The sequence below is a fragment of the Lacunisphaera limnophila genome, from assembly GCF_001746835.1.
Taxonomy (GTDB): Bacteria; Verrucomicrobiota; Verrucomicrobiia; order Opitutales; family Opitutaceae; genus Lacunisphaera; species Lacunisphaera limnophila.
Genome location: NZ_CP016094.1, coordinates 2924144 through 2939981, shown reverse-complemented (window position 1 = coordinate 2939981; position 15838 = coordinate 2924144). Strand labels below are relative to the sequence as shown.

5 protein-coding genes are annotated in these 15838 nt (G+C 66.9%); 1 reads left to right on the top strand and 4 read right to left on the bottom strand.

The annotated features are described in order from the left end of the window. The first annotated feature begins 124 nt into the window (after nt 1–124). Complete coding sequence (locus Verru16B_RS19140) at nt 125–9889, top strand: autotransporter-associated beta strand repeat-containing protein (RefSeq protein WP_157772396.1); 9765 nt, start codon at nt 125–127, stop codon at nt 9887–9889. A gap of 121 nt (nt 9890–10010) precedes the next feature. Here the strand turns inward: Verru16B_RS19140 and Verru16B_RS12270 are convergent, their stop codons facing one another. The 4 genes from Verru16B_RS12270 to serS all read right to left on the bottom strand — a co-directional run bounded on the left by Verru16B_RS12270 (nt 10011) and on the right by serS (nt 15796). Continuing rightward, nucleotides 10011–11372: a UDP-glucose 6-dehydrogenase gene (locus Verru16B_RS12270; protein WP_069962551.1), complete on the bottom strand. Its 1362-nt coding sequence runs from the start codon at nt 11370–11372 to the stop codon at nt 10011–10013. Nucleotides 11373–11435: 63 nt separating this feature from the next. Next, nucleotides 11436–13451 (bottom strand): ATP-dependent zinc metalloprotease FtsH, encoded by a 2016-nt coding sequence (ftsH, locus tag Verru16B_RS12265; protein ID WP_069962550.1) that lies wholly within the window; start codon nt 13449–13451, stop codon nt 11436–11438. Between the two features lie 87 nt (nt 13452–13538). Next, complete coding sequence (tilS, locus tag Verru16B_RS12260) at nt 13539–14531, bottom strand: tRNA lysidine(34) synthetase TilS (protein WP_069962549.1); 993 nt, start codon at nt 14529–14531, stop codon at nt 13539–13541. Beyond that, nucleotides 14528–15796, bottom strand: a complete 1269-nt coding sequence (gene serS, locus Verru16B_RS12255; RefSeq protein ID WP_069962548.1) for a serine--tRNA ligase — start codon at nt 15794–15796, stop codon at nt 14528–14530. Before serS ends, tilS begins: the two co-directional genes overlap by 4 nt. Nucleotides 15797–15838: the final 42 nt, after the last annotated feature.

The window sequence follows — 15838 nt, the reverse complement described above, 5'->3', positions numbered from 1 at the left end:
CGTCATTGACTGTGGGGTGTATAACCTATTCTGTTCCGGGGTGTTTGGGCTAGATCCATTTATCCCTGCCGTACCACGCCGAAAACTCACCGCAGTGTTCGCGGTTCTCGCGGCGTTTGCCCTGATGACTTCGCATGTTTTTGCGCAGTTTACGTACACGGAAGACTTCAAAAATGACACTGCGGCGGGTTGGGTGCTGAACCCCGCGGGCAACTCCACGCCGGCCCCGATTTTGACTTCCGGTGCCGCGCCCCGCGCCGGCGACCCGGAATTTGGTGATGCGACCATCGATCCGCTGGGCGCCGGCTGGCTGCGCCTGACCAACGACACGACCAACACGCACAACGCCGTCTACTTCGACACCCCGATTCCCTCCGCCGGAAACAGCGTGAACATCACCTTCGGCATGAACATGTGGGGCGGGAATGACTACAATCAGACCGGCGCCGACGGCATCACCTTCTTCCTGTACGACGCGAGCAAACCCTTCGTGGTCGGCGCCGATGGTGGCTCGATCGGCTATGCGCAAAAGGATTTTGGCACCATCGGCACGTTCAACCCCGGCGACCAGAACGGCATGAATGGCGGCTGGGTCGGCATCGCCCTCGATGCCTACGGCAACTACTCCCGCGCCGCCGAGGGTCGCCAGGGCGGCACCGCCGGCGGCGGCGCGCTCAATCCCAACACCGTCGTGGCCCGCGGACCCGGCGATGGGGTCACGGGCTACAACTACCTCGCCGGCACTGGCGACCGCGACTACACCGACACGGGCAGCGCCACCGTACTCGAGGGCGGCGATGGCACGGTGCCCGATCTGCCGTACACCATGGCGTTCTCCGACGCCACCGCCCGGCCCAACCAAAGCACCCAATACCGCAACGTCTCGATCACCTTCGACGAAAATTCCCAGCTCACCGTCAGCATGCAATTCGGCGAGGACGGCCTGTGGTACGACGTGCTCGATGTCGACCTCAGCTCGTTCGTCCGCCCCGAGCAGCTCAAGATGGGCTTCGCCGCCGGCACCGGTGCCGGCACCCAGGTCTACGAGATCGGCGGCCTGCTCTCCGTCACCGCCACCGCCGGCAGCGGCAATTTCGTCTGGGACAACGGCGAGGGCGCCAGCTTCAAGATCTGGGGCACGGGCGACAACGACCCGCTCAACTGGGCCGGCAATACCAACCCCACCCTCAAGTCGAATGTGCTGTTCAACAGCACCTACGTGACCACCGCGCAGAGCATCGACGTCACCGGCAGCGACAAGGTGATCAAGAACATGTATTTCAGCGGTGACAACGCGTACACCCTTTCCACCTCCGATCAACGTCGCCTCATCTTCGATTCCGACAGCGTCGGCGTGCCGACCAGCATCAACCTCACGAACGATGTCGTGAACGGCAACGCCAGCCACCAGATCGCGATGGATGTCCAGATGAACAAAAATCTGGAGGTTAACAACAACCTAAGCGCCGTCACCCCCTTCACCATCAGCGGCAACATCGACACCAACGGCAATGCCCTCGCGATGAAGGGCGTCGGCCAGTCCGTGCTCTCCGGCGTGATCTCCGGCAACGGCACCCTCGGCAAATGGGGCACCGGCACCACCATCCTCAGTGGCGCGGGCGCTAACACCTACACCGGCGCCACCACCGTCCACGAAGGGATTCTGCAGATCGAGAAGAACACGGCGCTCGGCAGCACCGCCGCCGGTACGACGGTGAATGCCGGGGGCACCCTCGCCCTCAACGGCACCGGCCTCACCGTCGCCGAGGGCCTCACCCTCACCGGCACCGGTTCGAACGCCCAGGGCGCCCTCTTCAACGCCACGGGCGCCAACACCTGGACCGGCACCGTCGCCCTCGCCGGCGACGCCAGCATCGGCACCGCGGCGGCCACGACCCTCACCGTCGCCGGCGTGGTCTCCGGGGCGGCGGGCAACGACCTCACCAAAACCGGGGCCGGCACCCTCGTCCTCTCCGGCGCCAACACCTACACGGGCAGCACTACCCTCGCCGCCGGCACCCTCGCCATCTCGAATGAAAACAATCTCGGGGCGAATCCCGGCAGTTTCAACGCCGCCCAACTCAACCTCGACGGCGGCACCCTCCGCACCCAGACCTCCGCCGTGACGATCAATGACACCAATCGCGGCGTCACCCTCGGCGCGGCCGGCGGCACCTTCGAGACCCTGAGCGATCTGACCATCGCCAACGTGGTGGACGGTTCCGGCACCCTCGCCAAGACCGGGGCCGGCGTCCTCACCCTCTCCGGCACCAACACCCATTCCGGGGCAGTCGCCCTCAACCAGGGCACCCTCACTGCCAGCGGGGGCAGCGCCCTCGGCGACACCTCCGCCGTCACCATCGCCAACGGCGCCACGCTGAACGTCTCCGGCTCCAGCGAGACCGTGGGTTCCATCGCCGGTGTCGCCGGCAGCGCCGTCAACCTCGGCTCCGGCGCCACCACCCTTACGGTCGGTGGTAACAACGCCTCCACCACCTTCGCCGGCGTGGTCGCCGGCGGTGCCAGCGCCAACCTCCTCAAGACCGGTAGCGGCACCCTCACGATGTCCGGCGCCAACACCTTTGACGGCAACCTCCAGGTCAATCAGGGCACCGTCGCCCTCGGCGCCAACAACGTCTTCGACAACGATACCAGCCTCGTCCTCAGCGGCGGCACCTTCGCCACCCACAGCGGCGGTACCGGCTTCAGCGACACCTTCAACGACCTGTCCCTGCTGGCCAGCTCCGGCATGGACTTCGGTTCGCTCGGCGGCGTGGCCACCTTCGGCAGCGCCGTCCGGACCAACGGCATCCTCACCATCTACGGCTGGGCCGGCGACATTTCCGGCGGCGGCGCCAGCCAGCTGATCTTCAGCTCCGGCCCCACCGGTTTCACCGGTAGCCTCGATCAGATCGTCTTCGACGGCTACGGCGCCGGCGCCACCCGCCTCGCCTCCGGCGAGATCGTGCCGCTCACCGGCACCGTCTACACGTGGAACGCCACGGGCGCCACCTGGAACAACAATGCCAACTGGGACTCCACCCCCGACGGCACGCCCGGCGGCACCAACCACACCGCTATCTTCGGCAGTGCGCTCACCAGCAACCTCACCCTTTCCCTCGGCGCCAACCGCACCCTCGGCTACCTGGTTTTCAACGACAATAACAACGTCACTCTCCAAAACAACACCCTCAACTTCAACGTGACCGCCGGGGCGGCCCAAGTGAACCTCAGCAACACGGGCAGCGCCACCCTCAGCTCCGCCATCACCCTCTCCGACAACCTTACCTTCAACCAAAACTCCACGGGCACCCTCACCGTGTCAGGGGCCATCACCAACGCCACCGGCACCAATAATATCACGGTGGGCGGCAGTGGCGGCACCACGATCAGCGGCGCCATTAACACCGGCGCCGGCACCCTGACCAAGACTGGCACCGGTGCCCTGACCCTCTCCAGCATCACCAGCACGTTCACGGGGGCCATCACCGTCAACGGCGGCGTCCTCTCCATCGACAACGAGCTCAACCTCGGCTCAACCGCCTCGACCGCCGACCTCACCCTCAACGGCGGCACCCTCAACGTCAGCAGCGGCACCGTCACCGTCGCCACCAGTCTGCGCAACCTCGTCCTCGGGACCGGCGGCGGCACCCTCGACACCGACGGCAATCTCATCTGGGACAACGGCATCTCCGGTACCGGCAGCCTGACCAAGACCGGCACCGGCACCCTCACCCTCCTCGATCCCACCACTTTCACCGGCGCCTTCAACATCAACGAGGGCCTCGTCGTCTTCGACGGCGGTGACGACCGCCTCGACAACTCGGTCGCCGTCGCCATCGCCCTCGGGGCCACCTTGGATATCCGGGACCGCACCGATACCATTGGTTCCCTCGCGGGCGCGGGCACGCTCACCAACACCGGAGCCGCCAGCGACACCATCACCTTCGGCGGCCTGAACACCGACACCACCTTCTCCGGCACGCTCAGCGACGATGCCGACGGCACCCTCAACCTCACCAAGCAGGGCACCGGTCGAACCATCATCAGCGGCGCCTCGACCAATACCTACGACGGCGTCACCACGATCTCCGCCGGCACCCTGAATGTTCAAAAAGATTCCGGCCTGGGCACCACTACCGGCGGCACCACGGTCGGCGGCACCGGCGCCGCCCTCGAATTGCAGCACAACACGGGGCTCACGATCGGGACCGAGGCCCTCTCCCTCGCCGGCACCGGCGTCGACACCAACGGTGCCCTCCGCAATGTCTCCGGGACCAACTCCTTCGCCGGCGCCATCACCCTCACGGCCGATACCGAGATCCAGAGCGATGCCGGTTCGCTCACGCTGACCGGCGCCATCAACGGTTCCGCCGCCTCCCGCACCCTCACCATCGACGGTGCCGGGAATATATCCGCCACCAATGCCATCGGGGCCAATATCAGCACCCTCACGAAAAACGGCACCGGCACCCTCACTCTTTCCGGCACGAACCTCTACACCGGCAACACCACCCTCAACGGTGGCACCACCGCCATCGCCAACAATGCCGCCCTGGGCGACGCCACCGGCACCACCACCGTGAACGGCGGCGCCACCCTCGCCCTCTCGGGCGGCATCAGCGTCGCCGAGAACCTCACCACCTTCGGCCAGGGCGTGAGTTCCCTCGGCGCCATCCGGAACACTGGCGGGAGCAACACCCTCTCCGGCACCATCACCCTCAGCTCCGAGACCTACCTCGGGGTCGATGCCGGCACCACCCTCACCGCCACCGGGGCCATCGGCGGCACCGCGGGTCTCTCCAAGCAGGGCACCGGCACGCTCATTCTCGACAGCGCCACGGCCAATACCTACGACGGCACCACCGCCATCGCCGCCGGCACCCTCGAGGTCCGCCGCTCCACCTCCCTGGCCGACGTCAACGCCACCACCATCGCCAATGACGCCACCCTCCGGCTCAACGGCTCCGGTCTCGCCCTCGACGAGAACATCACGGTCACCGGCAGCGGCGTCTCGGCCGCGGGCGCCATCCAGAACACCGGCGGCGACAATTCCCTCACCGGCGTGATCACCATGACGGGCAACACGGTCATCAGCGCCACCACCGGCACCACCCTCACCCTCACGGACGGCTCCCTCGCCGGCGACTTCAACCTCGTGAAGACCGGCGCCGGCGGCCTCACCCTGGCCAACACCGCCGCCACCTACTCCGGCACCACCACGATCCGCGACGGCACGCTCACCGTGGCGGCGGACGCCCCGCTCTCCGCCAACGGCGCCCTCGGCAACTCCGCCTCCGTCGTCCAGGTCGGCGACGGCAGCACCGGCGGCGGCGCCAATCTGGCCTTGCTCGCGGGCAACGCCTCCGGCGGCATCGAGATCGACCGCCAGATCTCCGTCAACAACCAGGGCAGCACCGCCACCCTCGGCGGCACCAATACCTCCGGCACCAACACCTTCACCGGCAACATCGCCCTCGGCCGCTCCACCACCCTCGCCGCCGCCGGTTCCGGCACCGTCGCGTACACCGGGGTGATCTCCGGCGTCGGCCCGGTGGTCACGACGGGCACCACGACGTCCAACACCATCCTCAGCGGCGCCAACACCTTCACCGGCGCCGTCACCGCCTCCTCCGGCACGCTCACCCTCACCAACGCCGCCGCCCTCGGCACCACCGCGGCCGGCACCACGGTCAGTTCCGGCGCCACCCTCGCCCTCTCCGGCGGCCTTGCCCTCGCCAGTGGCGAAGCCCTCACCCTGAACGGCACCGGCGTGGCTGCCGGCACCGGCGCCCTCCACAGCGCCAGCGGCGACAACACCGTCGCCGGCCCGGTCACGCTCGCCAGCACCAGCACCCTCAGCGCCGCCACCGGCACCACCCTGGGGGTCACCGGCGCCCTCAGCGGCACCGGCGGCCTCAGCACCGCCGGCGCCGGCAACATCACGCTCAGCGGCACCAACACCTTCACCGGCGCCACCGCCATCGCCGGCACCGGCCTCGTCACGCTCAATGGCTCCGGCAGCGGCGCACTGGGCTCCACCACCAGCCTCACCCTCGCCGGCAGTTCCATCCTCTCCCTCGGGGCCAGCGACCAGATCAACAACTCGGCCAACCTCACCCTTTCGGGCGGCACCCTCCGCCTCAACGGCTACCAGGATGTGCTGAACAACATTGCCCTGACCGCCAGCACCACCTCCGTCTTCGACTACCTCAACGACAACTCCCTCCTCCGCTTCACCGGCACCGCCTCGGTCGGCGGCACCAGTCAGCTCACCATCGACAACTGGGCCGGCGACCCCACCACCGGCGGATCATCCAACTACGGCCTGCTCTTCAACACCCAGGCTCAGGCCCTCGCCCTGGAGAACAACGTCCTGTTCAACGGCTGGACCACCGTCGGCAACAACGCCGTCATCGCCAACGGCATCTATTGGGAAATCGTCCCCATCGTCACCGTCCGGGAATGGCAGGCTGCCGGCAACGGCGATTGGGACACTGGCGGCAACTGGGCCGGCGGCCAGCCGGACGGCGCCGGCCAGATCGCCATGCTGGGCAACAACATCACCGCCGGCACCACCGCGACGGTCAACACCTTCAATGGCGGCGGCGCCGATCCCCAGACCATCGGCAAGCTCATTATCGACACCACCGGCGACCGCAATTACACGGTCAGCGGTTCCGACCGCCTCGACTTTGATGTGGCCTCCGGCACCACCCAGCTGATCGTCGCCGGCAACGGCACCCACACGATCTCGTCCGCCGTGCGCGTCAATGACGACATGGTGCTCACCAACGACGGCACCGATACCACGGCCCTCACGATCTCCGGCGCGATCGATCTTTTCAACGGGGCCAGCAGCGACCTGACCGTCTCGGGCTCCGGTCGCACCGCGATCACCGGCGCCATCAACGACAGCACCGACGGCGCCGCCCTCCTCAAGACAGGCAGCGGCACCCTCGCCCTCTCCGGCACCAGCAGCTACACCGGTACCACCACCCTGCGCAACGGCACCCTCGAAATCGCCGGCAGCGCCACCAACAGCACCAACGGCAACCTCGGCAACGCCGCCTCCGCCGTCGTCATCAACGACACCAACACCGCCCTGGCCAATAACACCAGCTTCCTCATGACCGATGCCGACGGCGGCAGCACCATGGGCCGCGCCATCACCGTCAACAGCCAGGGTGCCACCACCACCCTCGGCGGCACCAACACCTCCGGGACCAACACCTTCTCCGGTACCATCACCCTCAACAAGGGCGTCACCCTTACCGCCGCCGCGGGCGGCACCGTCGCCTTCACCGGCGCACTCGACGGCAACACCGGCACCCAGAACATCACCAAATCCGGTGACGGCACCGTCCTCCTCTCGAACACCGGCAACGACTTCAACGGCACCACCACCATCACCGCCGGCACCCTGCGCCTCGGCGCCGCCGGCGTCATCACCGATGGCTCCGCGGTCTCCGTGGCCTCCGGCGCCACCCTCGACCTGAACACCTTCAGCGAGACCATCGGCTCCCTCGCCGGGGCCGGCACCGTCAACCTCGCCAGCGGCACCCAGACGCTCACCACCGGCGGCAACAACGGCACGACCGAGTTCTCCGGAGTGATCCAGGACAACGCCGGCACCCTCGCCCTCGTCAAGAACGGCACCGGCGCCCTCACCCTCTCCGGCGCGGGCGCCAACACCTTTGACGGCGACGTGACCATCAACGCCGGCACCCTGATCGCCGCCAAGAACACCGCGCTCGGCGCCACCTCGGGCAACACCACGGTTGCCACCGATGCCACCCTCGCCCTCACCGGCGGCATCACCATCGCCGCGGGCGAGGACCTGGACCTCGCCGGCTCCGTTGCCCCCAACATCGCCAGCCTCGCCAACTACTCCGGCAACAACACCTACGCCGGCAATGTCACCATGTCCGGCGCCGCGGGCGACGACGTGAAGTATGACGCCGCCGGCGGCTCCCAGCTGACCATCACCGGCGCGGTCGGCGAAAGCGGCGGCTCCAAGGACTTCGCCAAGACCGGCACCGGCACCCTCGTTCTGGGCAACGCCAACACCTACAGCGGCAGCACCAATGTCGCCGCCGGCACCCTCGTCGTGGCCAACAACGCGGCCCTTGGCACCGCCACCGTCGCCAGCACCGATGACACCGCGGTCCAGATCGGCGCCACCCTCGCCTTCCAGAACAACGTCGCCGTCAGCGCCAACGAGGCCATCACGCTCAACGCCACCGCCGCCCCCACCGCGGCCAGCCTCAAGAACAACGCCGACACCAACACCGTGGCCGGCGCCATCACCCTGTCCGGCGGCGCCAACACCGGCGTCATCCTCGACAGCAACACCGGCAGCTCGCTCACCCTCTCCGGGGCGATCACCCCGGTCACCCCCTCCAACAACAACTTCGTCACCAAGACCGGTGACGGCTCCCTCACCCTCGCCGGCACCGGCGCCAATACCTTCCAGGGTGCCTTCAACGTCAACAGCGGCACGGTCGTCCTCAACAAGACCGCCGGCGTCAACGCCACCGGGACGGGCGCGCTCAACATCGGCGATTCCACCGGCGGGACCAACTCGGCCATTGTCCAGCTCAACGCCTCAAACCAGATCAACAACACGACCGCCGTCACCATCGCCACCGACGGCAAGCTCGACCTCCTGGGCAACAGCGACGCCATCGGCGCCCTCACCATGGCCGGCGGCTCTGTCACCGCCACCGGCGCCGGCACCCTCACCCTCGGCGGCAACCTCACCTTCAACGGCATCGGCGCCAACACCGCCACCATCACCGCCAATGTCGACCTCGGCGGCAACCGCATCGTGCAGGTCGGCAACAATGCCTCCGCCGTGGACACCGACCTCACCATCAACGGGGTGGTCTCCGGCACTGGCAGCAGCTTCACCAAGACCGATCTCGGCACCCTCCGGCTCACCGGCGACGCCAACACCTTTACCGGCAACTTCCAAGTCACGGACGGCACGGTCGTCCTCGACAAGACCGCCGTCGCCGGCGTCAAGGGCAACGCCACGGGCGTAAGCAACAGCACCGTCACCATTGGTGACAACTTCCGCGGCGCCAACACCGCCATCCTCGAGGTCAGCGGCGACGGCCTCTTCGCCGACCAGACCTCCGACCAGATCGCCAACAGCGCCACCCTGGTGATGAACTCCGACGGCAAGTTCCGCATGGCTCGCACCAGCGGCACCGCGATGTTCACCGAGACGGTCGGCGCCATCGCCGGTTCCGGCAACATCGACCTCGGCTACTACTCGCTCATCGCCGGCGGCAACAACGCCAGCACCTCCTTCTCCGGCACCTTGGTCGGTGATTCCACCGCCCTCTTCACCAAGGCCGGCAGCGGCACGCTGACCATCGATAGCAACCTGGGTTATAACGGCGGCCTGGATGTCACCGGCGGCACCCTTGCCTTCAACGTGGACAACGCCTTCAGCGGCGCCGTCAACATCTTCGCCGGCACGACCCTCAAGCTCAGCGATGCCGACCTGAGCATCTCCAACCTCAACCTCGTCGGCAGCGGTAGCATCACGCTCGACTTCAGCGGCACCTCGACCCTCAGCGTGGCCAACCTCACGATTGCCGCCGGCATTACGGTGAACGTCATCAACTGGACCAACGCCACCGATTATTTCTTCGCCCAGAATTGGGCCGGGGCCGTCTTCGACACCACCGCCACCACCCCGATGAACCAGGTGGTCTTCGCCGGCTTCACCGGCAACCAGACCAAGTGGCAGTCCTACGACGACCAGATCACCCCGGTCCCCGAGCCCTCCACCTACGGCGCCATGCTCGTCGGTGCGATGGGCGCCCTCCTCGGCTACCGCCGCTGGCGCAAAGCCCGGCCCGCCGCCCGGAAGTAGCCCCGGCCGCCCGGCGCCTCCCCGGTTCGAAGGTGAAACCCGGCCACCGGACGGGTTGCCCACGCCATACCAAGCCGGTGCCGCGGACAGGTTTTTCCGCTTCTATCCCGCCCGCCCTGCCTCAGCCCTTGCCGATGCCGGTGGCCTGAAACCCGATCTGCCGCAGCGCCGCCAGATCCACGATGTTGCGCCCGTCGAAGAGGAACGCCGGCTTCGGCATCCCCGCGAAAATTTTCGCGTAATCCAGGGTCTTGAACTCGTCCCACTCCGTCACGATGGCGATGGCATGGGCGCCGGCGCAGGCCTCGTAGGCATCCTTGGCCACCGTCAGGCGCGGATTCTGCGCCCCCTTGCCCAGCGTGTCGGCGATGATCTCATCCGCCGGCACCTTGGGGTCATACACGCAGACCTTGGCGTGCTCGGACAACAGGTCGCGACACACATTGATCGCCGCGGACTCCCGCGTGTCGTTGGTGTCCTTCTTGAAGGCAAAGCCGAGCACGGCGATTTTCTTTTCGGCGACCGTGTTGAAGAGGGCCTTCACGATCTGGCCGGCGAACCGGCGTTTCTGCCAGTCGTTGATGCCGACCACGCTGGTCCAGTAGGCCGCCACCTCGGGGAGGCCGAAGCTCTCGCACAGGTAGGTCAGATTCAGGATGTCCTTCTGGAAACAGGAACCGCCGAAACCCACGGAGGATTTCAGGAATTTGGCCCCGATGCGGCTGTCCTTGCCGATGGCGTTGGCCACCTCGTCCACATCCGCGCCGGTCGCCTCGCAGAGGGCCGAGATCGAGTTGATCGAGGAGATGCGCTGCGCGAGGAAGGCGTTGGCGACGAGTTTCGAGAGTTCAGAGGACCAGAGATTGGTCGTGATGATGCGATCCCGCTGCACCCAGCGCGCATACACCCCGACCAGCGTGGCCATGGCCTGTTCGCCCTCGGGCGTGCGCTCGCCGCCGATCAGCACGCGGTCGGGATTGGTCAGGTCCTTCACCGCCGTGCCTTCGGCCAGGAACTCGGGGTTCGACAGCACCTGGAACTTCACCCCGCGGCTGTTGGACGCGAGGATCGTCTTGATAGCGTCGGCGGTCTTCACCGGGATGGTCGACTTTTCGACGATGATCTTGGCCGAGTCGGCGTGCTCCGCGATGGTCCGGGCCACCGACTCGATGTAGCGCAGGTCAGCCGCCCGTCCGGCACCGACGCCATAGGTTTTGGTGGGGGTGTTGACCGCCACGAAAATGATGTCCGATTTCTTGATCTGTCCGGCTACATCCGTGGAGAAGAACAGGTTGCGCCCCCGGGCCTGCTGCACCACCTCGTCCAGGCCAGGCTCGAAGATCGGCAGCTGGCCGCTGTTCCACGCCGCGATCCGGGCCACGTTCATATCCACCACCGTGACGGTGATATCTGGGCATTTCAGGGCGATCATGGCCATGGTGGGCCCGCCAACGTAACCGGCGCCGATGCAGCAAATATTCATAGGTAAAAAAAGAGGCCGGCATCGTGCCGGCCTCCGGGAGGAAATCCAAGACTCATTTCTGGCTCAGGCCGGGCTCGGCTCAGGCGAACCGGCATGACCCGCGGCCGACTCCGGCGCCGGCTTGTCCGCCGGTTTGGCGGCATCGGCCGGAGGCAGCTTCGGCGGGCGCACGGAAACAATGGGGGACTTGATCTCGCCGTGCTTGAGGATCTCCAGCACGTGGCGCCCTTCGATCGTCTCATGCTCCAGCAGCGCGGCCGCCACCTTGTCCAGGGCCGTGCGATGCTCGGTGATGATCGTCTCGCACCGCTTGTACTGCGAGTTGAGGATGTCCGACACGGCGATGTCCACCTTGCGCGCGGTGTCCTCGCTGATGTGCTGGGAACGGGTGATGTCGCGGCCGAGGAAAACCGTGTCCTGGTTCTCCCCCATGGCAATGGGGCCGAGTTCGCTCATGCCGTAGTCGCAAACCATCGCCCGGGCGATGCGCGTCGCCTGCTTGATGTCGCCATAGGCCCCGTTGCTGAAATCACCGGTCACGAGTTCCTCGGCGATGCGTCCGCCCATGGCCATCGTGATCTCGTCCAGCAGGCGCTTCTTCGGCCGCGTGAGAATGTCCTTGGTCGGGAGGTAGGTCGTGCTGCCCAGGCTCTGCCCGCGCGGAATAATGGTGACCTTGTGCACCGGCATGGTGCCGTCATCCAACACGGCTTGGACCACGGCGTGCCCGGCCTCATGCCACGCCACCAGGCGCTTCTCGGCATCGTCCATGACGCGGCGGCGGGACAGGCCCCACAGCAGCTTGTCGCGGGCCTCGTCGACGTCAGCCATCTCCACCTTCTTCTTGTTGCGCCGGGCGGCCAGCAGGGCCGCCTCGTTGAGGAGGTTGGCGAGCTCGGCACCGGAAAGTCCGGGCGTGCCGCGGGCGATGACGCCCAGGTCGACGTTGTCGGAAAGCGTGATGCGGCGGGCATGGACGCGCAGGATCTGCTCGCGGCCGATGATGTCGGGCAGGTCGATCGAGACCTGGCGGTCAAAGCGGCCCGGACGGAGCAGCGCGCTGTCGAGCACGTCGGGCCGGTTGGTCGCGGCGATGATGATGACGCCCTCCTGGGTGTCGAAACCGTCCATCTCGACCAGCAGCGAATTCAGGGTCTGCTCCCGTTCGTCGTTGCCGCCGCCGAGCCCGGCGCCGCGCTGGCGGCCGACCGCGTCGATTTCATCGATGAAGATGAGGCAGGGCGCGTTCTTGCGGCCTTGCTCGAACATGTCGCGCACGCGGCTGGCACCCACGCCGACAAACATCTCCACGAAGTCGGAACCGCTGATCGAGAAGAACGGCACATCCGCCTCACCGGCGATCGCCTTGGCCAGCAGGGTCTTGCCCGTGCCGGGAGGTCCGACCATCAGGATGCCCTTGGGAATCCGGCCGCCGATCTTCTGGAACTTCTTCGGGTCCTTGAGGAACTCGACCACTTCGCTCACTTCCTCCTTGGCTTCGTCGCAACCGGCGACGTCGGAGAAGGTGATGCGGTCCTTGTCCCGGGTGAGCATCTTCGCGCGGCTCTTGCCGAAGCTGAGCGCGCCCTTGCCGGCGCTCTTCAGCTGCCGGACGAAAAGGAAATAAAGCAGACCGATGACCACGATGAAAGGCAGCACGTTATAGAGCAGCTGCGTCATCGCCGTGGTGGCCGGCTTCTCGATGAAAACCTTGGATTTCTGGAGCTGCTCCAGGTTGCTGTCCGTCAGGCGACCCGTGGCGGTGAAAGCCTTGGTCGCCGTGCCCGCGCTGTTCTGGAGGATGGGCTCCGTGGTCTCGCCCGTCAGCACCGACCAGTCCCGGCCGCCGGTCGCGTCGCTCCGGATGTACCCGTTGGCAATCTTGCCCTCCTGCGCAAACTCGACCACCCGCTGGATGTTCAGCACGGCCGGCTGCGGCGTCTTGGGCGGATTCAACCAGAAGATCGCCGCGATCGCGAGGATGATGGCGACCCAGATGAGGCCCGTTTTCAGCGGAAAACCGTCCGGGGGCATGCTCTTCAGGGGTCGGCGCTTCTTGTTGTCTTCGTTATCGGACATGAGGGATTAGAGTGTCGGCCAACGTGGAGGTTCCCCCCGGATAAGTCAATCGGGGCGGGGTTGAATCTTCGGTCCTAATCGGAACGCCTAGCCCCGGCGATAGCCCAGTTTACCCTGCCGGATCACCGCAAAGCCGGTCCGCCCCAGACTGAAACGCGTGGCTGTGCCTCGCTCCACCGCCGCCAGCAAGACCTCAAATCCCTGCCGGGAGAGATCAGTGTCAGGCTGCACCGCCAGCAGCCAGCGGTGCAAAGCCCGCCGCGTCACCGCCCGGGGCACTCCGTCCAGCGCGGACATGTCCAGGACGCCCCGCCGGAGCGGGGCCAGCCGCTCCAGCCAGGCCTCCAGGGCGGCATCATCCTCCTCCAACAGCTCGCGGGTCCGCGCCGCCCCCGCCACCGCGTCGCGTCCGGCGGCCTCCTGCCAGCGAGGGATCACGTCGCGCCGCACCCGGTTGCGGAAATACTGTGATCCCCGGTTGGTGACGTCCTCCCGCCATCTCACCCCGACCGTTTTCAGCGCCGCCTGCAGGGTCGCCTTTTTCAGGCCCAGCAGCGGTCGCAAATACACGCGCCCATCGGCGAAGGTCTGCACCGGCCGGGGCGACGCCAAGCCCCCGGTCCCGCTGCCGCGGGCCAGGCGCATGAGCAGGGATTCGGCGATATCGTCCTGCTGATGGGCGAGCCAGAGCACGCGTGCGCCGGTCTGCTGCATGGCGCGGGCGAAGAACGCCTGCCGCGCCGCCCGGGCCGTCGCCTCGCTGGCGTGCTTTGGCGCCGCCCGCCAGACCCCCGTCATGCCTTTGATTCCCAGCGCCCGCGTGACTTCCCGGCAGAATTTGGCATCCGCCTCGCTCGCCCGGCCGCGGAGGCGGTGATTGAAATGCAGGGCGATGAGCGGCTGCTCCGGCCAGTGCGCCCGCAGGACATACAGCAGGGCCAGCGAGTCCGCGCCGCCCGACAAGGCTACACCCCAGGGTCCGCGGCTTTTTTTCGCCGCCACCCAGCGCAACACGGCGGGATGCAGGCCGGACTTCGGCAGCGCCGCTCCCACCCGCTCCGCCTGTTGTCGCCGGTTCACTTGAACCCCACGTACTCCTTGCCGAAGTAGGGCACCAAGGCGGCCGGCAGCTTGACCCGCCCGTCAGCCTGCAGGTTGTTTTCCAGCAGCGCCGCCAGCACGCGGGGCACGGCCAGGCCTGAACCGTTCAGGGTGTGCACCAGCTCCGGCTTGCCCGTCTCGGCATTGCGGAACCGGATCTGCGCCCGCCGCGCCTGGAAGGCTTCGAAGTTCGAGCAGCTCGAGACCTCCAGCCAGCGCTTCTGCCCGGCGGCCCAGACCTCGAGGTCGTACTTTTTCGACTGGGAGAAGCCCAGGTCCCCGCCGCACATCAGCAACACGCGGTATGGCAGCTCGAGTTTCTGCAGCAGACGCTCGGCGTCGGCGCGGAGTTTTTCCAGCTCATCGTAACTGGCGGAGGGATGCACCCACTTGAGCAGCTCGACCTTGTCGAACTGGTGCAGCCGGTTGAGCCCGCGGACATCCTTGCCGTAGCTGCCGGCCTCGCGCCGGAAACAGGGCGTGTAGGCGCACCGGCAGATCGGCAGGGCGGATTCCTCGACAATCTCGTCCCGGTAGAAATTGGTCAGCGGCACCTCGGCCGTCGGCACCGCGTAAAGCTTGTCGGCGGTTTCGTACATCTGGCCTTCCTTGTCGGGGAGCTGGCCGGTGGCCGTGGCGCTGGCGGCATTCACGAAGATCGGCGGGCTCACCTCCGTGTAACCGGCCTTGCCGTCCTCGTCCAAAAAGAACTGCAGCAGCGCCCGCACCAGCCGCGCGCCGTCGCCGATATAGAAGGGGAAGCCGGCGCCCGTGACCTTCGCCCCGCGCCCGAAGTCGATGAGGTTGTTGAACCCGCCGATCTCCCAGTGCGGGATGGCGTGCGCGGAGACCGCGTGCACCGACCCGTTGGTGGCGTGGACGACATTCTGCTCCGGCGTTTTCCCCTCCGGCACCGTGGCGTGCGGGATGTTGGGCAGGCTGAGCATCGCGGCCTGCCATTTTTCCTCGAGCACCTTGAGCCCTTCCTCCTTCGCCTTGGCCTCGGCCGACACGGCCTTCATTTCCTGCACCTTGGCGATGAACTCGGGGGACCCCTTCTTGAGCGCGGCCATCTCATTGTTGGCCGCCTTCTGCTTGCCGCGCAGTGTTTCCACCTCGGACAACTGGGCGCGCCAGGACGCATCGAGCGTCAGCACGGCATCAAGGTCGACCTCGAGGTGCTTCTTGGCAATGGCCGCACGGACGGTCTCGGGCGATTCACGGAGGACTTTGGGATCGAGCATGGAAAAACCTTACTGACGCTTCGGGCCGGGGGAAGAAACAAA